The organism is Alteromonas sp. ABE4_545, assembly GCF_056161325.1.
In genome coordinates this window covers 1-23,173 of the sequence record NZ_JBSWYY010000042.1, presented here as the reverse complement: position 1 = coordinate 23,173, position 23,173 = coordinate 1, and the positions used below count along the sequence as shown (strand labels likewise).

20 protein-coding genes and 4 tRNA genes are annotated in these 23,173 nt (G+C 44.5%); 1 reads left to right on the top strand and 23 read right to left on the bottom strand.

The features are described 5' to 3' along the window. The 23 genes from ACXAH6_RS19505 to ACXAH6_RS19395 all read right to left on the bottom strand — a co-directional run. A partial coding sequence (locus ACXAH6_RS19505; RefSeq protein ID WP_474879564.1) for a GTP-binding protein occupies window positions 1-327 on the bottom strand: 327 nt, incomplete at its 3' end. A 64-nt stretch (window positions 328-391) separates the two neighbouring features. Next, a tRNA-Thr gene (locus ACXAH6_RS19500) sits at window positions 392-467 on the bottom strand. 7 nt (window positions 468-474) lie between these two features. Beyond that, a tRNA-Gly gene (locus ACXAH6_RS19495) sits at window positions 475-549 on the bottom strand. A 37-nt stretch (window positions 550-586) separates the two neighbouring features. Continuing rightward, a tRNA-Tyr gene (locus ACXAH6_RS19490) sits at window positions 587-671 on the bottom strand. A gap of 13 nt (window positions 672-684) precedes the next feature. After that, window positions 685-760: transfer RNA gene (locus ACXAH6_RS19485), tRNA-Thr, on the bottom strand. 104 nt (window positions 761-864) lie between these two features. After that, window positions 865-1,602, bottom strand: a complete 738-nt coding sequence (locus tag ACXAH6_RS19480) for a type III pantothenate kinase (protein ID WP_474879562.1) — start codon at window positions 1,600-1,602, stop codon at window positions 865-867. Further along, complete coding sequence (birA, locus tag ACXAH6_RS19475) at window positions 1,592-2,566, bottom strand: bifunctional biotin--[acetyl-CoA-carboxylase] ligase/biotin operon repressor BirA (protein ID WP_474879560.1); 975 nt, start codon at window positions 2,564-2,566, stop codon at window positions 1,592-1,594. Before birA ends, ACXAH6_RS19480 begins: the two co-directional genes overlap by 11 nt. Then, window positions 2,563-3,555 carry a UDP-N-acetylmuramate dehydrogenase gene (gene murB, locus ACXAH6_RS19470; protein ID WP_474879559.1) on the bottom strand — a complete coding sequence of 331 codons (993 nt, stop codon included), beginning with the start codon at window positions 3,553-3,555 and terminating at the stop codon, window positions 2,563-2,565. The genes birA and murB overlap by 4 nt, the downstream gene beginning before the upstream one ends. Window positions 3,556-3,667: 112 nt before the next feature. Next, window positions 3,668-4,855, bottom strand: a complete 1,188-nt coding sequence (locus ACXAH6_RS19465; protein WP_474879557.1) for a polysaccharide biosynthesis protein — start codon at window positions 4,853-4,855, stop codon at window positions 3,668-3,670. A 92-nt stretch (window positions 4,856-4,947) separates the two neighbouring features. Continuing rightward, window positions 4,948-5,931, bottom strand: coding sequence for an LPP20 family lipoprotein (locus ACXAH6_RS19460; RefSeq protein ID WP_474879556.1), 984 nt, complete (start codon window positions 5,929-5,931; stop codon window positions 4,948-4,950). Next, window positions 5,931-7,784 (bottom strand): right-handed parallel beta-helix repeat-containing protein, encoded by a 1,854-nt coding sequence (locus tag ACXAH6_RS19455; RefSeq protein WP_474879554.1) that lies wholly within the window; start codon window positions 7,782-7,784, stop codon window positions 5,931-5,933. Before ACXAH6_RS19455 ends, ACXAH6_RS19460 begins: the two co-directional genes overlap by 1 nt. Beyond that, window positions 7,781-8,779, bottom strand: coding sequence for an MlaD family protein (locus ACXAH6_RS19450; protein WP_474879553.1), 999 nt, complete (start codon window positions 8,777-8,779; stop codon window positions 7,781-7,783). The genes ACXAH6_RS19455 and ACXAH6_RS19450 overlap by 4 nt, the downstream gene beginning before the upstream one ends. Continuing rightward, complete coding sequence (locus tag ACXAH6_RS19445) at window positions 8,776-9,432, bottom strand: ATP-binding cassette domain-containing protein (RefSeq protein ID WP_474879551.1); 657 nt, start codon at window positions 9,430-9,432, stop codon at window positions 8,776-8,778. The genes ACXAH6_RS19450 and ACXAH6_RS19445 overlap by 4 nt, the downstream gene beginning before the upstream one ends. Continuing rightward, complete coding sequence (locus ACXAH6_RS19440) at window positions 9,429-10,241, bottom strand: ABC transporter permease (RefSeq protein ID WP_474879549.1); 813 nt, start codon at window positions 10,239-10,241, stop codon at window positions 9,429-9,431. The genes ACXAH6_RS19445 and ACXAH6_RS19440 overlap by 4 nt, the downstream gene beginning before the upstream one ends. Further along, complete coding sequence (locus tag ACXAH6_RS19435; protein WP_474879547.1) at window positions 10,217-10,927, bottom strand: hypothetical protein; 711 nt, start codon at window positions 10,925-10,927, stop codon at window positions 10,217-10,219. Before ACXAH6_RS19435 ends, ACXAH6_RS19440 begins: the two co-directional genes overlap by 25 nt. Continuing rightward, the gene (locus ACXAH6_RS19430) at window positions 10,905-11,624 is read right to left on the bottom strand and encodes a tetratricopeptide repeat protein (protein WP_474879545.1); all 720 of its coding nucleotides are present in this window, start codon (window positions 11,622-11,624) and stop codon (window positions 10,905-10,907) included. The genes ACXAH6_RS19435 and ACXAH6_RS19430 overlap by 23 nt, the downstream gene beginning before the upstream one ends. Then, window positions 11,621-12,646, bottom strand: coding sequence for an LPP20 family lipoprotein (locus ACXAH6_RS19425; RefSeq protein ID WP_474879543.1), 1,026 nt, complete (start codon window positions 12,644-12,646; stop codon window positions 11,621-11,623). Before ACXAH6_RS19425 ends, ACXAH6_RS19430 begins: the two co-directional genes overlap by 4 nt. Window positions 12,647-12,675: 29 nt before the next feature. Next, a complete protein-coding gene (locus ACXAH6_RS19420) occupies window positions 12,676-14,202 on the bottom strand; it encodes a murein transglycosylase domain-containing protein (protein WP_474879542.1) in 1,527 nt (508 codons plus the stop codon). Beyond that, the gene (locus ACXAH6_RS19415; protein WP_474879540.1) at window positions 14,186-14,614 is read right to left on the bottom strand and encodes a hypothetical protein; all 429 of its coding nucleotides are present in this window, start codon (window positions 14,612-14,614) and stop codon (window positions 14,186-14,188) included. Before ACXAH6_RS19415 ends, ACXAH6_RS19420 begins: the two co-directional genes overlap by 17 nt. Beyond that, a complete protein-coding gene (locus ACXAH6_RS19410) occupies window positions 14,611-14,991 on the bottom strand; it encodes a hypothetical protein (RefSeq protein WP_474879538.1) in 381 nt (126 codons plus the stop codon). The genes ACXAH6_RS19415 and ACXAH6_RS19410 overlap by 4 nt, the downstream gene beginning before the upstream one ends. Continuing rightward, window positions 14,988-17,792, bottom strand: coding sequence for a hypothetical protein (locus ACXAH6_RS19405; RefSeq protein WP_474879536.1), 2,805 nt, complete (start codon window positions 17,790-17,792; stop codon window positions 14,988-14,990). Before ACXAH6_RS19405 ends, ACXAH6_RS19410 begins: the two co-directional genes overlap by 4 nt. Before the next feature lie 22 nt (window positions 17,793-17,814). After that, a complete protein-coding gene (locus ACXAH6_RS19400; RefSeq protein ID WP_474879534.1) occupies window positions 17,815-19,812 on the bottom strand; it encodes a CsgG/HfaB family protein in 1,998 nt (665 codons plus the stop codon). A 9-nt stretch (window positions 19,813-19,821) separates the two neighbouring features. After that, a complete protein-coding gene (locus ACXAH6_RS19395; protein WP_474879532.1) occupies window positions 19,822-20,907 on the bottom strand; it encodes a hypothetical protein in 1,086 nt (361 codons plus the stop codon). Window positions 20,908-21,210: 303 nt separating this feature from the next. Here ACXAH6_RS19395 and ACXAH6_RS19390 point away from each other — a divergent pair, with 303 nt between their 5' ends. Beyond that, window positions 21,211-22,728, top strand: a complete 1,518-nt coding sequence (locus tag ACXAH6_RS19390) for a putative bifunctional diguanylate cyclase/phosphodiesterase (RefSeq protein WP_474879531.1) — start codon at window positions 21,211-21,213, stop codon at window positions 22,726-22,728. Window positions 22,729-23,173: the final 445 nt, after the last annotated feature.

The following is a 23,173-nucleotide window of genomic DNA, read 5'->3' as shown; positions in this document are numbered from 1 at the left end:
AGTTGCCGCAACTACCAAGATCGCGCCGTCCATTTGAGCAGCACCAGTGATCATGTTTTTAACGTAGTCAGCGTGTCCAGGACAGTCAACGTGCGCGTAGTGGCGAGTTGGAGTGTCGTATTCTACGTGAGAAGTCGCGATTGTGATACCACGCTCACGCTCTTCAGGAGCGTTGTCGATTTGATCGAATGCTTGAGCAGAACCACCGTAAGTCTTTGCAAGAACAGTAGTGATTGCTGCAGTCAGAGTGGTTTTACCATGGTCAACGTGGCCGATTGTACCCACGTTTACATGGGGTTTCGTACGTTCAAACTTTTCTTTTGCCATTTCTATTATCCCAGCAAAGTTACTTGAGTTATAAAATACTAAATTAAATGAGCTGGGGAGAAAATGGTGCTGATAGGCAGATTTGAACTGCCGACCTCACCCTTACCAAGGGTGCGCTCTACCAACTGAGCTATATCAGCACGTACATGGAGCGGGCAGCGGGAATCGAACCCGCATCATCAGCTTGGAAGGCTGAGGTAATAGCCATTATACGATGCCCGCAATCCTAATTCTCTAGGCCACCTCATAAAGGAAAAAGTGGTGGAGGGGGCAGGATTCGAACCTGCGAAGGCTGAGCCGGCAGATTTACAGTCTGCTCCCGTTGACCGCTTGGGTACCCCTCCAGAGATTGATGAATGGTGCCGACTGCCGGAATCGAACTGGCGACCTACTGATTACAAGTCAGTTGCTCTACCAACTGAGCTAAGTCGGCTCCTCATCAAGTGGGTGCGCATTCTAGAGCAATGTTTCGCTCAGTGCAATAGCCTTTTTCGAAAAATTTTCGTTGATTTGTCATTTCTTATCAATCAAGTGCTTTTAACAAACACCCAAATCATTTTCCGCGTAGCGGGCAAGGCCTAGCAACACCCCGTTTGCGGCGCAAAGATTAACACCTTGCTCAAAGCATGCAAGCATTTTTTTATCTCCACCGCACTGTATGATGCAAAAATCATCAAACCGTTCACTTAAGAAGCGATTTGCGGCCAAAACCACCCCATTTAATGCAGCAAGGCACCCCATTGCCACACAACTTTCTGTACTCTGCCCTGCTTCAAGGTGAGTGGGTTTACTGTGATCAGCAAACACTTTTGTCGTATTTTTCACCAAAGCCGCTTTCATCGTATCGAAGCCAGGTGCAATCCAACCGCCTAAATGTTGACCATCAGCAACAAAATCACAGGTAATTGCCGTACCGGCATCAATAACGGCGAAAGGTTTTTTTGTGAATTTGCTTGCTCCCACCATAGCAAGCCATCGATCAACGCCCATTTTTTGTGCATCTTGATAACTATTTTTGATACCGAAGGCGTTTGCCTCTGACTGAGCTTCTTGAAATTTGATATTCAACGAGGCACAAGTGGTGATAATTTGTTCGGTTAGGTCCTGACGGCTGACGCTTGCCAACCAAATTTTTTTAAATTGACCAGTTTGGATATGAGCGATCAGGGTTTTTATTGAATCAGTTACCTGAATATCCCCTTCGATATTCGCCAAGGGACAAAATTTTATATAAGTATTGCCAATATCCACCAGCAAGATTTGATCAGGTAGCACGTAAACTCACCTCACCGCCATGAAAACGCGTAATACCATCTTGAGTTTCTACTAATAATGCTCCACTGGTATCAATTCCACGATCGATACCACTAATACGCTTATCACCCATTTGCATCACAACGGTACGGTCGGCAAACCAATCCAACGCACACCATTCATCAACAAACGGCGCAAACCCTTGGTTTTGGAATTCAGGAATAATGCTCCATAGGGTGCGAATAATCTCTGCCGCGATATGATTGCGGTCTATATCATCACGTAAATACTCACTTAAGTCGCTGCACGGCTGCCCCACGTCATCCATGCCATCGGGTAAACGCACATTTAAGCCAATACCGATAATACTGTGAGCCGAAGCACCAATTTGCCCTTCAACCTCAATTAATACTCCAGCAAGTTTACGCCCACGCAAATACACATCATTCGGCCACTTAAGGCGGGCGTCATCAATATCAAATTTTTTCAGGGCTCGACAAATCGCTATGCCCACTAATAATGAAAGGCCAGCCATACCTTGATAGCCATCTTCAAACCGCCAATACATAGAAAAGGTCAGACTTGAACCAACAGGCGCCAACCATGCGCGACCATGTCGCCCACGCCCCCCTGTTTGAATTTCAGCTAATAGCGTTTCTCCGGGAACATTATTGAGACAACGACGCTTTAACTCGGTATTGGTTGACTCAAGAACCGGCGCGACTTCAATGTCGGCAACAAGTGCGCTTCCGATGATCGTTTGAATCTTCTCAGCATTAAGTAACACCATAGGCTGATTTAATTTATAGCCTTTACCCTTCACCTTGAATACGTCCAAACCCCATGTGGTTAACTGACGAATATGGCCGGCCACGGCTGTGCGCGAGATGCCAAATTCCGCGGCAAATTCTTCACCGCTGTGAAAGTGGCCATCAGCCAATGTTGCCATCATGGCTTGTCTGATTTTTAGTGAAGCAGGTTTCATAATGTAATTAATCCGTGTTGTTTCACCAATCTCACCTCAGGCTCAAGCTTGATGTGGTAACGAGCTTTTACCGTATCGATAATGTGAGATGCCATTGCTACTACATCATCCCCTGTCGCATTGTCTTTATTAATCAGCACCAGTGGTTGTTGGGTATGACTTTGTACACCGCCAATTTGTTTCCCTTTTAAGCCGGCCTGATCAATGAGCCAAGCGGCAGGGACTTTTACTTCACTATCAGACACAACAAACCCCGGAATAGAGGTATATTGTTGTTTAAGCGCGTTGTAATGAGCAGTCGATATGACGGGGTTTTTGAAAAAACTCCCCGCATTACCTATTTTTGTTGGGTCGGGGAGTTTTTTCTGACGCACCGCAATGACGGTATCGTAAATAGTGTGTGGCGTAGGCGAATCTAGCGCTTTTAACTCACCATACTCAACACGCAATGGCGCATGGTATGGCAGCAAAAACTCAACACTCGTTATCAGTACCTTTGCGGCCAGCGCGTGCTTAAATACACTGTCACGGTATCCAAATTCACAGGCTTCTGCTGACAGATGAAAAGGCTCTCCAGAGTTGAGGTAAATCCCTTGTACTGACGAAATATACTCGCCCACTTCCAAACCGTACGCGCCGATATTCTGAATAGGCGCAGCACCGACTGAACCTGGTATTAACGCAAGGTTTTCTAAGCCATACCACCCTTGGGCGAGACAATAACTCACGAAGTCATGCCAATTTTCGCCTGCAGCAACGTGCAATATGTGGCCTTGTTCACACGTTGTGTGTTCTATACCTCGAAGTTGATTGATAAATACAGTGCCGTCGTAATCTTCTAAAAACAGCGTATTACTACCGCCACCAAGGATCCAATAGGGTTGGTTGATGTCAAAGGCATCTAAGAACATATCAACAGATGAGAAGGCCACCAGCTTTTTACAACGCGCGGGTAAACCAAAAGTGTGCTTTGTCGCTAATTCAGGCATGAAGAGATTTTGACTAGGCTGTCCATTTTCTATAATGAAAGCATTTCAGAGCGATTTCAGGTGAAATGCAAGTCTTTACGCCATAAAACCCCGACTTTGCCAGATTTATGACCTAATTTGACCTCGCGGTCATCGCAAACAAGATGCCGCACACTGTTATTTGCACAATACCACTGAGACTGACACACCATAAAATACCTAACGCCCCCCAAAAAGAAAAACAATAAGCCCCTGCAGCAAACGTAACGGCTGTATTCATTGCACTTAACAAAAGTAAAAAGCGGTGTCGCTGAATAACGATTAATAAGTAATTGGCAAACGAAAACAATAACTGCCCCCACGCCAAAAACAGTACGGCATGATAAAAGCGCCAGTATTCAGGATGCTGTTGTTGAAGGTTATTATGCAAATGCCAAAACCACTCTGCTAACAATGGCAAATGGAAAAGCTGTAGCGCCGCATAGAGAAGGATGACTTTAACAAAGGTGCAAAGCACACTGTGCTTCAAGGCTGCAAACTCGCTATTGTTAAAGGCTTGCGTCCATTGACTCAGCTTCGCTTGGCAAAATGCGTTATGCATCATTAAACAAATCATGAGTAGAAAGCTGGTGACGGTAAAGATAGCCAACAAACCATCTGCTTGTTGATTACCCAAAATATATCGAGGCACATTAAAATACAGTGAATACACCAAAGATGTCAGCGACAAAGGAATTATGGTGATGAGTAGCCCCACTTTGTTGGCAGGAAATACAAATTGACGAGCCCTACCCCATGTTGCATTGACAAAAAAACCAAGGGCTAAGGTTAGTAACGTCAGCACAATTGAGTCGGTAATGAGTGCGATAGCCACAGCAAGAACGACAATTGAAATTTTGCCCACTACCGTTTTGATGAGTGCTCGCCGTGATTGACTGTTAATGCCATCCACCAGCCGAAAATCATATAAAAACTCCACCACCTTCATCGCATACAAAGCGAACGCCAGTAAAACATCTCCCGTCGCCCATGCAAGTACCCCAGCAAATAAAAACCCGAGCATTATGAGCCAGTACCGCATACCAAGACGTGCCTCAACACTCATGCTGGTATCGCTAAGCATATAGTTTCGACTGGGGCTGGCCAGCAACAAGCACAGCGGCGAGATTAACGCCAATAGATAACTGTATTTAGCAACAACGGTGACATCGCCACTTTTTGTTAACCACATCACTATCAGCCAAGGGGCGATAAAGGTTGTTAGCTGAAAGAAAAGTAAAGGAGTAGAAGGACTCGAAGATAAACGACGTGGCGCAGACATGCATTCAAAACGTTGTGAAATGACGGGTGAATATTACCGTATTCCAATACAAAGCGCACCCAACCCACGTTAGTTGGGTGCGGCTACTAAAATTAATCCAGTACGATGATCACACCTGCCTCATCAAAGAAATCGCTGTCGCCCAACTCTGCAATTCTGTCGGCAAACTCTTCGGAAAGAACAATTTCAGTGCGAGTATCACCGTATGTCCGCAGGGCTTTCACCAACAAGGGGCGGCTTCCCACAGCGGGGTGTTGAATAGCAAAATCAACGTCGCGTGCGAACAGTGACACCAACTGCCCTCTCTCGAGTAAACGCGCACTGGTCGCTGCTGAGCTATCAGGATAAACAACACCGCCTCTCAGCTTTCTAATTTTCGGGCTTAATGAAGGAATGAAATTACTCCCCCTAGCGTCAACGACAATACCGGTGGGCCCCAAGGTTTTACTAGGCGTGACCGCTTGGCTCAATTGTGCGTCAGACAATTTGCTTTCAAGTACTGCGAGTCTTTTACTTAACGACTCGAATGACTCAACCCAAGGAGCGGGTAAGGTCTCGATGTCCTCTTGCGCATGCGCTTTAGGCACGACTTGTTCACCTAACCACTGCAGCGAAGTATTTACCCAGTTCCACGAGGTTTCTTCACCATAAATCTGCTGATAAATCGCACTCGATGCCTTGCCCGCTACGCTGACCTCCATTACCACCTTACAGCCACCAGTGTTGTCTGGTTTGCGCTCAATAAGACGCGCATTTTTAATTAAGCCGTCTACCGTGCTTTTTACTTCATCACTTTTCAAAATAAAGTTGTCGACTACTGTTGTAGCCGTTACACGTACGCCTTGGGTCGCTTCGAGTAAATTTCTCTGGGCGTCAACCACCGCGGCGCGACAAGCCAGAAGCGGGCCTACTTTGGTATTTTTACCTGGCGGCGCGGCACCGTAGCCCTCAGCCGACACTTTGGCAGTTGTCCAATCTATCGTCGCGCCGGAAGTCGTGAGCTCTCTATAGTGCGCATTAGGTTGCGCCACAACACTACCACTTAATAGCGCCAGTATTATTGTTAGCTTTTTCATTATTTCACCTTAACCTTTCCTAGTATGGTGCGTGCTGATGGCGCTGGCGCCCACTCATTGTCGGTGGCATCAACCTCATAACTAGAAGCATTTTGAATATGGAATGGGAAGTTATTGCGAATAGTACAACTATTCATTTTCAGTTTGGCATAATCACTAACAACCACCGCAGAAGTATTGCTGCCATCAATTAAACAATGGCGTACTGTAACATTGGCTTCGCCTTTGACGTTCAATGCGGTAAATCTAGTGCTAACAAACTCAACAAGGTCGAGTAAAGGTGCGCCTTGCTTCACTTCCACTCCAACACCGGCTTCAACCATGCGTACCCCATTTAAATGTACGGCCTTTTGGCTATCAATAATCAAATACGGCAGCTTTCGTTCTACCCCTTCTAGTGGAACTAGGCTTATTTTCTGATTATCACCCCATAAATAAGTAGCACCTTGTAGTGTGATGGTCGCGTCTGGCCCGAACTGTAACTCGACGCCGGGCTCAATATACACTTCACTACTTTGCGAGAACGTCACTGGGCCATTTATTTGATAAGGGCTAAATTGTTTAATTAGCGTGTAGATACCATCATACTGGCCTTGAATTGGACCACTCAAATAATGTTGTTTCCCAACCTCTCTCGGGTACGCGGTTAACGACACCGTGCGAGGCTCACTTTCATTACTTGCTCGGTCTACCGCAACAACTTCGAAGTAATACACATCAAATAACACCGCCTCGGTAACCACGTTGATAAAGGTTTCAGATGTTTCTTTAACCAAGGTCTTCGCGCCATCAATCATCCCGTATACGCGATAGTGACTGCTCAAATCATCAGACTGCCAAGACAGTTTTAACGTGTCTTTTGTCAAACTCCCTGTCAGCGCTTCAACCGAAGATGGAACAACATTGTCAAAGTTAATCAGACCCGCAATACTCAGTAAACGCGTGGTATTTCCGCTATCATCTTGCAATATCCCAGAAACAGGAACTCGTGTTTCATTCCAGCTCGGGTCAACCACAATTTCGCCCATGTAAACACCAGGCTCCACTTCTTTTAAGTCTTGTTTTACCAACTGACCTAACTGAATACTCGCAATAAGATCTGGCTCGCCTTTTACCCCAACTTTGATCACATCACCATAGTGCAACCATTGGTTACCTTGATCATGTAATACAGATTCAATTTCAGGCCCTTGTTTAGTGGCGTAGCTTTCAGGCTGAGGGAAGTCTCGCGCTATCTTTCGGCCCAACTCGTCGGCAGCAGCCAGTAAGTTATCATCATCCAAATGCATTGCTGCGACAGCCGCATTTAATAACAGCCCCCATGCAGACGTAGAAATACCACCCGCACTTTGGAACACGTCGTGTTCGCCCGTCCAGATAACTTCGCCCTGAGTATTGTAAAGTTTCAGTTCAACACCCAAGCGAATTTGGGCATAAATACCTGCAAAAAAGCGCTCAAAGGTCACAACTTCACCAACCAAAACCGCATCAACACCGAGATAAGACGCCATCTGTGTATAATCAATAGGGCCACCCTCGGGCAACTTGCGATCCACTTCAGCTGGATGCATCGAACGGAAATTCATGCCCGACAGCTGACTGTTAATCACCTGCCGTAACAACTGCCCTGCAACTTCTTCTTCGGTGTCGTTAGTAAAAGGCAATATCGCGATGCTTTCAGGAATATCATACTGATTCAGCCGCCCCTCAGCGGTGCCGTCATCCACTTCACCAGTTGCACGGCTCAGTGGGTTGCTGATCAATACGGTATCTTTGGTGCTTACCGCACAACCCGCTAGCGTGAATATGAGCAACACTACACACGCAATGCTCCAGTTAAAGTGGCGTTTCATGGTGACTTCTCTCCTTGTGCCGACGATGTTTCATCTTCGTCCTGATACAAGCTCGCATCGGGAGGAAACAACGCATTGTTCGGTATCGTAATATGTTGAGTTGGCGGTGCGGCCCCATCTGATTGCAATAACCAGTGCTGGCGCAATTGTTTGGTTAATCCGTCGACCTGCCACAACAAGTTATCCAGCAATGCCTGCGTTTGCGGCAAATCTCTGGTGGTCGGCTCTACTTGTGTGGCAATAGTATTCAGTGTGGTCATTAGGCTACCCGACTGCTTTGCGACATCTTCAAAGGCAACCAGATTGTTTTGCAATAACCCCTGACTATTGCTCATAGTCGATTCCATCGTTGCTAATGTATTTTGCAATTGCGACAGTACAGCGGGTAGTTGCTTACTGGTTTCAGCCATCACCGAGGTCATCTCGGCGACATTCTCCAAGCTTTGACTTAAATTATCTTGATTGTCATTCACTGAAGAAACGATACCATCCAAGCTAACAAGAATATCTCCAACCTTAGTAGATAAGGCTTCGATATCCCATTCTTGTATTAAATCATCGAGAGACCGAGGCTCTTGTGTAACTAACACCGCGCCCTCTTCTAATACATCTCCGTGGCCTGAAATAAAGATCAGCCCCACTCCACTAAGTACACTGTCTAGCCCTAGGGTTGAATCAACTTTAATCACGCTACCATCGCGATAAAGGGAGCGGTAGTTACGGTCCATCAGCACAGTTAACGCAACGGCACCTGATTGATCCAGAGTAACGGTGTCTACCTTACCCACTGACACCCCGTTTAACTTAATTGGCGCACCTGTATTCAGGCCATATGAGGAAGATAAAGACGAAGAAAATTGTATCCAGCGTTGATGCTCAACAGCGGCATTTTGAAAAACTAAATAGACCACCAACGACAATGCTAAAAGTACAAAAGTCCCTAAAAGACGATCTTGCCCTTTGGTTGACAGAGATTTGGGAGGCGCAAAACTCATGCTATTAACTCCAATCGTCCATTTGTGATCCCTAAAATTCGTGACGCAAACTGGGTTTCATCTCCAGCAGTTACCGTCATCAGAATACCGAATCCATGTACTTCTTGCTCGTTAAACAATACCCGTAGCATATTTTCTCGCATCGTTAGCGACATACCACTTTGCACTTCATCTAATAGCAATACTTTAGGCCTGAAAACCAACCCCCTCAACAAATTCATTAAGCGGGTTTGCACGTCATTCAACTGATGAGGCTCTAAGGGTAATAAATCTACTATGCCTAGCTTTTCTGCCAAGTCTGTAATTCTAGCCGCTATTTCATCACTGTCTAAATGCGTATGATAGAGCATTGGAAACGCGATATTGTTGTAGTTTGTAAAGATACTCAATAATCCGCCTTCTTCAAAGCACAAACAGGTACTTTGAAATCGTTCCTGCTCAGAAAACTCAACGAGTGGGCGGTTATTCACCAATACACTGCCGCCTGTCGGCGTATACAGCCCTGATGCTACTTTGAGTAAGCTACTTCCCCCATCTAATACCCCAGTAGAAATACATACCGTTTCCCGCTCTAACAACGCTAGGTTTAATTGACTAAACACCCAGTTTTCGTCAAACACTAAACTGATGTTTTGGAGGGTCAGCAAACTCATAAGTACACCAAATAAGACAAACCAATATTGATGACAAAAAAGCTGAATAGCTGTGTGGTGTTTGAGCTAGATATAGCACGAGAAATATCGGTAAATCTGTCTCCGACTTGATAACCAAAATACAAACTAGTTAAACCAATAAGGCCTCCACCAATAAGCGCCTTGGTCACTGACACCGTTAATTCAAGAGAGGTAACCTGAGCGAGGATGGCATGAACAAACGCCACAAGGGTAATACCGCCGCCATGGAACAAGGCAATAAAGCTGTACGACGCTAAAATGCACACCACATTAAAATAGAAAAACATCAACAAGAGTGATAACGGAAACGCGAAAAATACGGGTAACAAAAAAACAAGGGCAGGACTCATATTCATCGCAGTTAATGCATCAAATTGGCGATAGAGCTGCATATGCCCCACCTCTGCTGTTACAGCACTTGCAGACCGCGCAATAAGAATAATGCCAGATATAATTGGTCCCACTTCACGAATTACAGCGATCGTAAAAAACTGCGCATAGTAATCAATAAACTGAGCATTGGGCGGAATAAGCGAATACGCTTTCGACATCACAAACCACCCCAACAATACCGCGATAATAGTATTAATTGATGCTGCTTTTAGGCCGGCATTGTATAGCTGACGCTTGAACAACAACCAAAATATCCTTCGGCGTCTGGGTTTGAGCAATTGAGTACTGTTGATGAGCGCCATGCCCAGCCAACCAATTATTCCCCAGTAAACCGCAATACTACGTCGAAACTTACTGCCGACTCTCCCGATCACAACAGCAACTCCGTTCGCCATTGACGCACAAACTCCGCTTGTCGATATTGCTTTTCCTGTGTGAGTATTAATGCGCTTTGGGCGGCATATTCGATCGCTTTCGCCGTATTACCTTGGCTGTATTCAATTTTTGCTAGCACAAACAAACTATCAGCCATCTTCTGCTTCGCATCAAACAAAGTAAATAACGTTAGAGCTTGTTGCATCGCTTTTTTATGATGCGCCTCTTTTCCAACTTGGTAACAAAGCATGGCCCGAAACACATCTTCTACTGTAGGGTCGAAGCAACTCGCTAATGTGGGATGGTCTATCACTTCTAATAGATTTTTAAAGTGCAGTTGGCCAACCTGTTTAGCTTTATATTTAAACTTCTCATTACCAGTCGCGTAATAGTTAGCTAACAACGCAAACGAGAGCTTATCGGAGTCGTTTGAAGTAATGGCTATATCTAGCGCTTGTTCACAACTCACACTATCTCGTTGAACCGCAATATCGTGTTGGCAAAGCACCCACCATCCCTGCCACTGTGCATCAGTGTCTTGCAAGATAGTCGGGTGCGCTAATTGCTGTTTTATTGCCGCAATAGGTAAAGGGTGTGAAGACGTTAATGCAACAAGCGCTTGCTGTGGTGTTTGCGCCGGAGGTGTATTTGCACAGCTCACCAAAAAACTACAAATAGCGACGTTAAGCAGGCTTCTGATTTTCATCGCTTAGCCTCACCATTCGCGTTAGCGTTTGCAAATGTTCTTCAGTATTTACATAACGATTAAGCATAGACATTATCTCATCGCGAGACATATGCAATAACATAAACTCTATACTATGGCGCAACGGACGAAGTTCGTTGGTTGATAGTTGAATTTCGATTAAATCTACAAAGTCGTCGTAATCGCCTTTCAAAAAGAGTCGACGGCTGCGTCGCATAAAGCGCCAGTCGGCAATACGCTTAATGTATTTAGACATTACCGTGCCAAGCGCAAAGGCCATCGCCATCGCGATAAGGTCAAACAATTTGTCAAAAGTCAGCTCTTGAAAAAACTGCTGCTCTTCACTCACCATGACGTTTGAGATTGACCGAATCGCTTGTATTTTTCGCACCGCAATCGTGTTGTTGCTGTTGATTTCTAGCGCCTTTCGAAACGCAATTTCAGCTTCAACCATTTGGTTGTTTTCGTATAGCGCTTCGCCATACAGCGCGAAAAGCGGGTCACTATTAGGAAACAGTACTGTCGCGTTACTCAAATAATCTATGGCTAGTGAGAAGTCACCTGACTCTTTGAGTTTTTGCCCAACAATCACAGCCTCACGAGCACTTTTCGGCTCTCTTGGCTGCGCTTGCTCGGCACAAACACCTGAAACTATTGAAAAAAAAAGCAGTGTGATAACACTTAGTTTCCGAATCACATTGCCACCACAATCATTACACCCGCATTACCAAGTGCTGAAAGCAAAGTTTGTTGAGATTTAAGTAAATTAGCCGACTCATCATCAATGACTAAATCAGACATACGTGATTTATAGATCCCCGACGCTTTCACCACATACGGCTTAACAGCAATGCGCTGGTTACGGATTGCATCAGCAACATCAAAGTCATAAGACACCGGACGTCGGTCTAGTTCACCGTCCATCAGCACTTGCTCAGACGGGTAAATAATATTCCCTTTGGTATCTCTTATACGGGGGATTGTGGCAAGTTCAAATTGCGTTACTGCACTCGCATCTATCAATACCCCGGTAAATTGACTGTTGCTTTCGTAAAACTCAATTTGCTTTTGCAGTGTCGATAATACTTGTTCTTTAGGGTGGTCTTTGAGCATAGAGGATAGCTGCTTAACCAACTCTAATTGTTCCGTGCTGGTAATAAAGAGCATTTCCGTGTTTTCACTCGCCATCGCCTGAGGAAAAATTGAAATAGCAGAGAAATCTAATGACGGCATATTGGCCAATACCCAGTCACCCGCCTTTTCAGAAAAAGAACGATTGGCCGATTGACCCTCTTGCGCAGCATGAGGCGCAACCATTTTGATAAAACCACCGTCTAATGACATTGTAAGTGTTACTGTGGCAACGTCGTTTTGATAGTGATCTTCCGTCATCGAAGCGCCTTTGATCATCGCTTCCAGTGTGGTTTTAACGGCGTCACTTTGCGTGACCATCTCCTGAACAATCGTTTCCGACGTCACTCTAACGCCATTCACCATTTCGGCGAGGTTTCGGTACGCGTCTAACTGAGCCGCACGACGAGCTAACAATCGTCTTTTTACCGCAGGAACATCATCAGGTGGTACACCATAGCCAATTGCTGAAACCGTTCCTTTTGACCAGTTCATGGCTCCATTCGGTTTATTTTTTATCACTTCCTCTGCGCTAACAGAGCCGCACAGTGCGGCCACTATCAACGAGCAAAAAAATCGGCTTCTCATGAGCGGTCCTTCCACATTTCGTCAACGCCTTAAGCGTCGAATTGCTTATACTTCTGCATGCGCTTTACTACTTTACGCAGATAATTTTTGGTTTCATCGGCGGGGAGGTTCGCAAGCAGATAATCATAAACGGCTTGGCTATCGAGTTGATTAATCTTTGCGACCGCACCGTTAATACTCTTCTTCCCCGTAAAGGTACGGGCTAGATTACCCACCCCTGTATTATAGCTAGCTACTGCACAGTAGAAACGCGCTTCTGGATCTTTTATCTTTCTTAGATAACGGTGAGTCAAAAGATGAAAATACGCTGAGCCCAAACGCAAATTATTTTCTTCATTAAACAAATAATCTGCCGAGACTACTTTTTTCTCACCATAGACAAATAAATGCGCATCTAAGCCCGCAGTCTTAGGGACAAGTTGCATTAATCCGAATGCTGGAATTGGCGAAACAGCTCTCGGGTTATAACTCGATTCCGTTTCGATGATGGCCATAATTACAGATACGGGAACATCGTATTTATTCGCATAGCTTTTAATTTCATCAAAATACTGGCTCACCAGCTTTTCTTGATAGTTATTCACAAAGGCTATGCGTAGCTGTAATTTTGTGACGCCATCCTCTTCTACCACATCAAGCACTGGCATAACGTTCTTTTCAGGTTCTTTTAACGAATCGGCTTTTTCGAGCGCTTTTACCTGTTTGCCGCCTGTCGTTTTAGCAACAACGTTGGCCGCATCATCAGAGTGAGTAACTGCTTGTTTATCTGTTTGAGTAGGCTTTACGGACGTTTCAGCCACTTGCTCAACGTTGTTCTGAGGTTCGGGCTTATCTTGCTGAGCAATAGGCTGCTCTTCTTCAGCCACTGCTTGTTGTGCTTTCGGTTGTACAACCTGAGTGTCGGTAGTAGGCGGTAGCGTGACAGCATCAACTTGCTCAATCACTGATTTGATATCTTCAGGCGTAGCCGCTATTTGCTTTGGTAACTGTTTTACCGCCGCTTGTAAGGCTTGAATTTTAACTTCTGTTACGGGCTCAACGAGTTGCTCTAACTCGGCCTGTTGATTGAGCTTCTTTTTAGGCTTGTCTAAAGGTGTATCAACGACTTTACTGACTTCTTCATCAATTGTCTTTGCCAATACATCTTTAGCGTCTAGTTCATTGGTCGAGGAGGTAAGTATGTCCTTACTCATATCGACAAGTTCTTGCACTTTGTCGGCGGCGTTATCTTTGTCTTCGATAATCGTTTCGATAACGAGCTCGCCGGTTTCATAGTCTGCAATGGCTCGGCTTGTCATTGTGTTATTGTAAGTCACCCACTTGTGGCGCTCTGGTAAAGCACCATCAGGCCACTTTACTTCAATCTTTTTGGTTAATCCTTTATACGCTCTGTCGATTGCTTCATCTACAGCGTTGTAGATATCATCAATACGTTGAGTTTGTGCTTCAAACTCCTTGTCGATGTCGGCGCCGATTTCGTCAAAATCATCAAAACTCTGAGCTAAGCTAACCGAGCTGACAACACAGAGAGCTAATACGCTAGTGAGAAGCCGCATCTGCGATCGCCTTTAAGCTTTCTTGGTTTTTGCAAATGGCTGACTCGTTCGTAATACAAATTCCCATCACCACTTCAGCAACCCAAGTTCCTTCGCTTTCTTCCACTTTTTGCTCTATGACAAAGCCGCCCTTCAACCACGTTTTTACCCGTGTCGCAATAATATCGCTTTTTACTTCGTAATCTTCGACTGTAGAACCTGCTCGGATCTCAAGACCTTTCACCTGCTCTGATAATTGTCGCTGTGCGTCAAGCTGAGCTGCGCGTTTCGCTAACATTTTCGCTTGCGCATCTGTTGCAGCCATCGCGGGGTTAATAGTGCCAAAGCCCGTCACTTTTACTAGGCCAGGCTCTGCTAACGCGGAGGAAGCCGCCATCGCTAACGCGGCCATCATAAATGTGCGTTTGATCATCGTTTGATGCCCTTTTCAGTCAAAACTTGATTGTAAACCGCATTCACTAAGTCGATTTCTGCGCCTTGTTCTACAGACATAACAAGCTGGTCGATAACGTCTACTTTAAACGCTCCGGCCAATAAAAACTGGCGAATACTTAACAACTCACGCTTACACGCAATAGGCGCATGCGCAATAGCTGAATCAATACTGTTAACACGCATGTAGTCGAGCCCTCGGCTCGTAACACATTGCAGATATTTTTCTCGTAACGCGTCGTACTCTTGAGACTGAGTCGCTTTTTTAATGCTACCAAGCTCATTGGCTGAACCGGCGATAGAGAAAAAAATGAGGATAAAAGCGCCAGTTAATTGATAAATTCGATTTAATTTCATAATTGAGGTTCTTGGTTTAGGAGAGAAGTAGTAATTTCGACACCGGAAGATAAACGCCCTTCTAATTCATCTAAGTCAACAGCAGAAACTTTGTAACAGTAGGTTTTTCCGCTAGTCACATCACTATCAATAAAGCGAGTAGACCCACTCTTTGCAACTTTTCTTGTCGCCGGGCAACTCGTTCCTCGATAAATTTGGTAATAGTCGATATCGTCTTCGGGTGACGGCTGCCAATCGAGTGTAATAGAAGGCGCCGTATCTGCTAATTGTAGCCCGCCTACCGGCTCAGGAACAGGTTTTGTTTGCGCCTCAACAATATCTGACAAAGAGCCTTCTGCATCATATTGATTGACTGCACTAATTTGGTATTGATAAGTCACGCCATCTTTTAGCTTTTCAAAAAAATCACCTTCATCTAGATAGCGATTAACCGATTGCCCTTTGATTGTGTCGATAAGCTCTCTTTTATTACCAGAATAACGATAAATCTTATACCCGATTACTGCCGCATTATTCACGGGTTCCCACGTTAGTAGCACTTGCTTTACTTGGTCACTTTCAACGTTAAAAGCGGTGGGAGCGTCTGGTGCGGGCATGGTTTTCGCAGTTACCACATTAGACATCGGCGTTTCGTTGTTGCCATCTATGGCTGTCATGGCGTATTCATAGCTTGTGCCATCGAGAAGCTCTCGCTTATCGTCGTGCATGAAATAGGTTGTGGATGCTTTTTTGAACGTCTTAACTAATTTCCAGTTTGTCGTTCCAGCTACGCGATAATAAATTTTATACCCATCAACATTACGATATTCGGGCCAAGCCAGGCTGATCTTTCTCAGCATATTCTCTTCAGCAACTGACAATACCAAGGTTTGTGGACTAACTATGCTCTCTGATTCAGAGGGCGTGCTTTGCAGACCATCTTTGTCTTCTGCCACTATACGGTAATGGGTTTGTGCATAAGGCTTAAGGTTCACGTCAACGTATTGCAATGAGTTGGAAGGCAGTGACGACACTAATTGCCATGTATCGTTATTCCACTTGCGATACAAGTGATAAGTGGCAATATCGGGCTCACTAGATGCTGGCCAATCAATAACGATCGCGTTATCTCTCACACTAAGCGCAACCACACCAGCTTGATTCGGTCTGGGTTTGGTTACCGCAGAACGGGTTTGGCTAACCTCGCCCACGCCCCCAAACTCATTTTTAGCAACAACAAGATAATTATATTTAGTGCCATCCTTGAGAGGCGCCAAGCTTGCCTTGCCATCAACTAACTGTGTTGTATTTGCCCCAGCTACAGTCGTCAATTCATCCAACAATGTACTTTGAGTAATGTCACCTTCTACACGATAAACCGTATAGCCAACAACATCTGGGTCATCAACTTTGTCCCATGTAACAGTGAGAGATTTTACGCCTGTGGATACGGCCAGATTTTGAGGGGCGGGTAGTTTTTTCGTTGCTTTGGTAACAACGTTAGATTGCGGACTTTCTGAAGCTTGGTCATACAGAGTCACTGTGTACTCATATGTTTTCCCGTCTTCGAGTCCATTTTTGTCAATGTATTGTCCATAATGCTGAGGTTCGAGTTGAGCAATTCTCGACCATTCTTGAACGCCGGCTTCTCGCCGGTAAATCCTGACACCAACTTCATTAATAACTGGCTGCCAAGACAGTTGGACTTTACGAGTTTCAATGGCGTCATCAACACTAACTGACAAAGAGGGCGCTGTTTTTATCGTTACAGGTGAAGATACAGGACTTTCTTTATCCCCCGCCACAACAGTTGTTACACCGAACTCGTATTCAGTATCGGGTTTCAGGTTTTGGTTCACACGAACCGTATAGTCGATTTTCCCGACTTCGTTGACATAAGCCGCTTTTTGCCAGCGCTGATTTTTCTCTCGAAAATAAACCTGATAACCAATCGGTTTCTCTTTATTAGCAATGGCTGGAACAAAACCAATTTCGACCCCACTGACAAACGCTTTAGACTTTAAAATTGAGGGAGGTGAAATATCACGGCTAGATTGCATCGCTGAAACTACAACTTCCGCCAATTTGCTTCCTTTCACTTCATCGCCACTTTCTAGCACTACATCTAAGCGATAGTAGTAAGTTCCTGACTTGTTGACACCGGCATCGGTATAAAATGGGTCAGTTACACTAGTAACAAATTCAAAAGGGCCCGTCTGACTTTCACTGCGAAACAAGTTATAGAAAAACACAGGGCCTAAGTCGACAGTTTCCCAACGAATATCTACCCCTGTGTCAGTATTTTCAGCATCGAACGTCAATAAAATTGTTTCGACACTCATGTTTTGTTGCGCCTGTGAAGCCTCGAGTACGCGCCTCTCCAATGATTGTGCTATTTCAGGCGCTCTAGATACGAGTTCGCCTTGGGTACGAAACGACTCTCGCCACGCTGACGCTTCCACTCCGCGCAATACATCAACCAGAATGAAATCAACAACAATCGTACTTCTAACTAAATCTACATTACCGGTTAATACGAAATTAACCCCTAAACCACCACCGTACTTGGCTACCAATGTGGTGTCAGCTACTTGGGCTCCATCAATACGATAGAGCCCATCTTCCATTTCTCGTCTAGAAAGTAATTGAAAAACGTTAGACCTTTCCATTTCTTGACGCATAGTAAAAAGCAAATCACCATCCAAACCAATGGCTTCAATACTCTTCGGAGTCAGGTTGAACAGGGCAATACTGATCTTGGCCTGACTAAACGCATTTGCACTAAAAAGAAGTAGTGCAAGAAAGCCGAATACTACACGCATAACAAAAAGTCCGTTTTTTTAATTAATTTTTAAACTGATAAGTATCGACGATCTGTGTAATGTACTTATCGATTTGCGAAGAAATAGGTGAATTCACGTTTGATTTGATCTTTTCATCAAACATCGCATTCACAAACTCTTCCATAGCGCGGAGAGGCTCTTTACGCTTCAGCAATAAATCTTCGCCTTTCTCGAAGTAATCGATTTCGCGATTACGTAGCGGCTGCAATACTTTACGAGATAGATCTTCTACCACTTGGTCAGCCATTAACTGCAGCATTTCTGTATCGGTAGCAATTTCCAATGGGTCGTAAGTAACGTTTGCGTCTTTTACACCATCATTACCCGTGTCTTCTTTAACCAAGCGTTCGCGAATAGTATCTACGTCGATATTTTCGCCCGTTGATACATTAACAATGCGATACGATATCTCGATAAAGCCCACTTTTTTGGCTTTCTTCACTGTGTACTCTTTCTCTGCGTATACAGGCTTCATCACCTTAGGTGTGGGTGCATTTTTACGCTCGGAATCAGAAGGGTTTGGGTTCAACGCCTTCCAGTTAAGATACTCAATATTATCTTTGATCTCTTCGCCAACAACATAACGTACGGTTTCAGCACTTTCTGATTCTGTTTTATCAACTTTAAACAGCAATACTGAACCCATGATGGCGATATCAATGCCGTACAAGCGACCCATTTCTTTCGCTGTATCTTCAGATACAACACCGATCTGCCCTAGCTTCATCTCTTCCAAGATTGACTTCAGGTTTTCACGTTCCAAAATGTTGATGTCTTTACTCGCGTTATTAAACAAGTTAGCGATAAGTTTGTTGGCAACCAAAACACCTGCATCTTGGTTGTAAGATGGGCTCTTAAAGTCGAATACCGCAATTGATTTGTTTACACGCTCAGTGATTTTGTCTTGAACGTCACGACTTTTTTCAAATAAGCCGTCCATGAGAGGGTCGAGTTTACCGACTAATTCATAGAGATACCAAGCAACGCCGTAATACTGCTTGTCGATATTGTCTTCAGCCAGAATGGTTGCTTTGCTAATAACAGCAGAACGAAGAGCTGCAGCTTTAGGTGTCAGTGCGCCGCCCATCATCTCGTCGATCGTTATCGTCATTTGGATAGCGCGAGCAATGTAGCCTTCCTGCATCAGGCGTGTAGCTTCAACCACCATATTATCGACTTGCTTCTCTGTTGCTTCTACTTTCCAATTTGCACAATCTTGGTCACCAGCAGAGAACTTCATAACCTTATTGCATGCAAAAATCACGCGTTCCCAATTGGCATTATCCATTGACTGGGCAGCAAGATTTTTGAAAAACGTCGACGTATTGTTTGCCGTTGCGTCTTTTTCTAATTTCTTAGCAATGGCATTGTTGCTGTCGAGCATCAGTGTTTTGCGCGCTAATACCTTAGCTTCATCAAACTCGTAATTAACAAAGGCTTGCTTTGCCTGTAGTAAATAATCACGCGTACCTTCAATTTTTACTCGTGAAGCTAGAGGTACCGCCCCTTCAAAGTTTGGATATAGCTTTTGTACTTGTTGTAACGTTACATTTGCTTTAACCCAATCTTGGCGATCGATTGCAGCAAGCGCGTCTGAGTATTTGTCTTTCACCCGTGCAACCAAAGTGTCACGTGTTGACGTAATCTTGGTCTGAACTTCGCTCAAACGAGGCATGTTTGGCGTATATTGTAATGCCTCTGCAATGAGTTCATCAGCTTCGTCAAGTTTAGGGGCGCTAATATCTCCCGACAACAATAGCGCCTGAGCTTGGTCTGCAAGTGCATTTGACGCTTTCGTACGCAAACTTGCTAACTGAGCCGAATAATCTTTGTTGTTGGGCTCTTTCGCGATAGCTTGTTGTAAGTAAGCGATGGCCTCAGAGTAATTGCCTGCGCTTGCTAATTGCTGTGAGACGTCAAACTCGCGCTGACCTTTACCGGTTGACTGACATCCCATTAATGTCGAAGCCACTACTGCCGCTAACACATACCGTTTCATCTTAATTCCTCAAACCTTGGTGGCGGTGATTTTGTTACCTTTCACACCGGTGACATCCACTGTAAGATTCGGCCCTAATTGGCCCGCCACCAGTTCCTCATAGAGTTGCTCGGTCCATCCTTTGTAAGTCACTACGAAACGACCAACACCATTATCGATCTCAGAGATATCGATATTTTGAATGGCCGCAAATCGCTGACTTAATGCAGAAATAAACCCTTTTGCTTGTTTTAAATTATCAATTCCGTCTACATCTAACAGCACGGTACGTGCTTGTAGCTTTTCTTTTTTCCAGAAAGAAAGCAGCTGTTTTCTCAAATCTGGCCAACTCTTTTTAACCAGCTTTTCCGACAATTGAGTAAATATTTTGCTGCTATTCACACCAGGCTTATTCGCGCTTTCAACAGCAGACGCCAACACTTGATTATCACCCAAGCGCCTTACCGACAAATCCACTGTGAGTTCGTTAGAGGTGATACTAATACCTTGAAAACTATCGTCTTTAGAAGCTGAAGATGTGGTTAGATCGACAACAAAGCCTGCATAAATGGGCTCTTGTTCATCAAAAACATCGAACCCTTCTTTAATTAGCTGTTTAGTGAGAATATTCTTTGCTTGCGACGCCACGTTAGCGTCGGTTGATTGTTTGTTTGCGATAATGGTAATACGAGGTTTTTTGTCCCACCCCAATGCAGATTGAACTTCTGCAGCTTGAGAGAGCATATCCTCTACTTTTACGTCTGCGAGGATCACAACTTCATAAAGGCCGTCGGGCGTTATGCCATCAGTCTGAATGGTGTATTCGTTAATTTGACCTGCGGTACTTGAATAGATTTGGTCTTTTGCGAGGATGAAGTTATTAACGTCGGTTCGAGCTCTTATATAAGTGCCTACGACTTGCTCCACAGCAGCGCGTTTAGCTCCTTCGAGAGCTATCTTGCGAGCAGCGACGACCTTATCGCCATCAATCTCACTGACCCCTTTTGCAGTAACCGTCTTAGCAAAGATTTGAGCAGAAAAAAACGAAGTGAAAGTAACAGCAACCCAGAGTAGCCCAAGAATACTGCGACTTTTGCTTCCGTTGCAAAGCGTCATACCCACTCCAATCAAATATCAGTGTTTAATTATTATACTTAGTAGATGTTACAATATAATTCAATTCTAGTGATTTTGCACCCGCCAAAGTTAGCTAATCTCTAAAATCCGTCTATTTATCACATAAATTTAGATTTTTTTGAACTTTTAATTCTGCCTATAAATATGAAGATTGCATTTTGGTCTATAAATAAACTAGACAGTGACTATTTAGATAATGGCGTTATTAAATACCCCTAAAGCCGTTATAGTAAATAGAGCGCAAGAATAATAATTAAACGTCACTCAAGACTTGGTGAGAATATGCAAAGTGATTCAACCGGCGTTTGGTATTTGGAATGTAAACGGGCACAACTTTCAAAATTCCTACTAAAATTACAAGCCGACTCTGTCATCTACCCTGATGAATGTGAATATTTGATTAGTGAAGAAGGCAGACTAGATGAAACAACGGCCCGAAATAGTCGAGGTATCAACCCCCTTTGTCACCAAGCTGTGACAATTATTCCTCACGATGACCGAATCGAAATTATCGTCAACCGTTTGCATGAAAAACTGGATCAGGTCACCCAATTGCCTCTCAGGGTGACTTTGCTAAGGCAACTACGTATCTGGGGTGGTCAACGTCGTGATTCTCCAACTGCCGTTTGCATTCTTGAGTTAGATAACTTCAGTAATATCAATGACACGACCGGTCACGCCACGGGAGACCTAATTCTGTTTGAGATTGCTCGTCGCCTTGAGCAATTCGACATGTTCGAATACAAACTAGTGCGCTTACACGGTGATGAGTTTGCATTAGCACTGATCGACTATGAGTCAACAAATGATATTCACCGCGCGACTGACTGGGTTCACCAACAATTCTCACATCCTTTTAATACTGCGACAGGGGAAGTTTATTTAACCCCTTCTATCGGGATAGCTGAAACCCATTCGGGTGATTTAGCGCCTATCGACCTTTTAGAAAGAGCCTATATAGCACTCAATCACGCTAAAGATGATCCCCTGTCTAAAAACACCTTCTTCTGTGAGGAAATGGCGGCATCTCTTACCGAAGCAGTTCAAATTGAGTCCCAACTCAATAGTGCATTAAAAAGTGGTGATCAACTCGAAGTGTGGTATCAACCTAAAGTCCCGATCAATACCAATGACGTTATCGGACTTGAAGCACTGGTGAGATGGCGTCATCCTGAAGGGTACCTTGTCCCTCCTGTGAAATTCATTCCAATAGCCGAAAAAACATCTTTGATATGCACTGTTACTGATGTGGTTTTACATCAGGTGGCGAAGGATTTACCCAATTTAAGAAACGCTGGGTTTAAGGGAAGAGTTTCGATTAATATCTCAGCAAAAGACTTTTTAAGAGAGCATTTAGTCAGTGATTTTATTACGGCCCTCGCCGAGTACGATATCGCGCCAAGTGATATAGAGCTAGAAATTACAGAAAGTGCATTTATTAGTGACTTTGAACACTGTAAAAAGGTGCTGATAGCCCTCAAATCTGCAGGCTTTGCTTTATCTATCGACGACTTTGGTACTGGCTATAGCTCGTTGAGCTATTTAACAAAACTGCCTGTCGACACTATTAAAGTAGACATGAGTTTCGTCCGAGAGCTAACGAAATCAACTAAAGCTCTCGCCTTATTTAAAGCAATCGTAGATATCTGTAACGCTATGGGCTTCAATGTACTTGCCGAAGGCGTAGATAGTGTTAAACAACGAGCGATATTGTCTGACATAGGCTGCCATATTATACAGGGTTATTTGATCTCAAAACCGTTGGATAAAGACACACTCATAAACTTTATTGAGCAATAGCCCTGCTTCTTGTTAACTTTTGCTAAAGGTATAGACGACAAGGGCCACCCTTTTGGGTAATTCACGCCCGGGCGAGGATTAAGTATCCTCGTCAGTGATTTACGACACGCCAAGGGTGAACACGGAAGAAAGCAAATGAAGAGTTTCATTTGCGCCGTGTGAACGACCTGAGCTCAGCGACAAACTGGTCTGGAACCAGTTTGAACTGCTTAGCTTGCTTGCGAAGCAAGTGAACTACATGGATGTAGTTCATAACGGCTGGACCAGCTTGCTGGGCGTGGCTGGCAGCCCCCGCAGGGATGCTTCACCAAAGGTCGTTTTTTAAAACCGCTTCAACGAAAAAAGCCCACTCGTTTGAGTGGGCTTCATTCTAAATAGGAGCTTGGCGATGTGCTACTCTCACATGGGGAGACCCCACACTACCATCGCCGCTAACGTGTTTCAC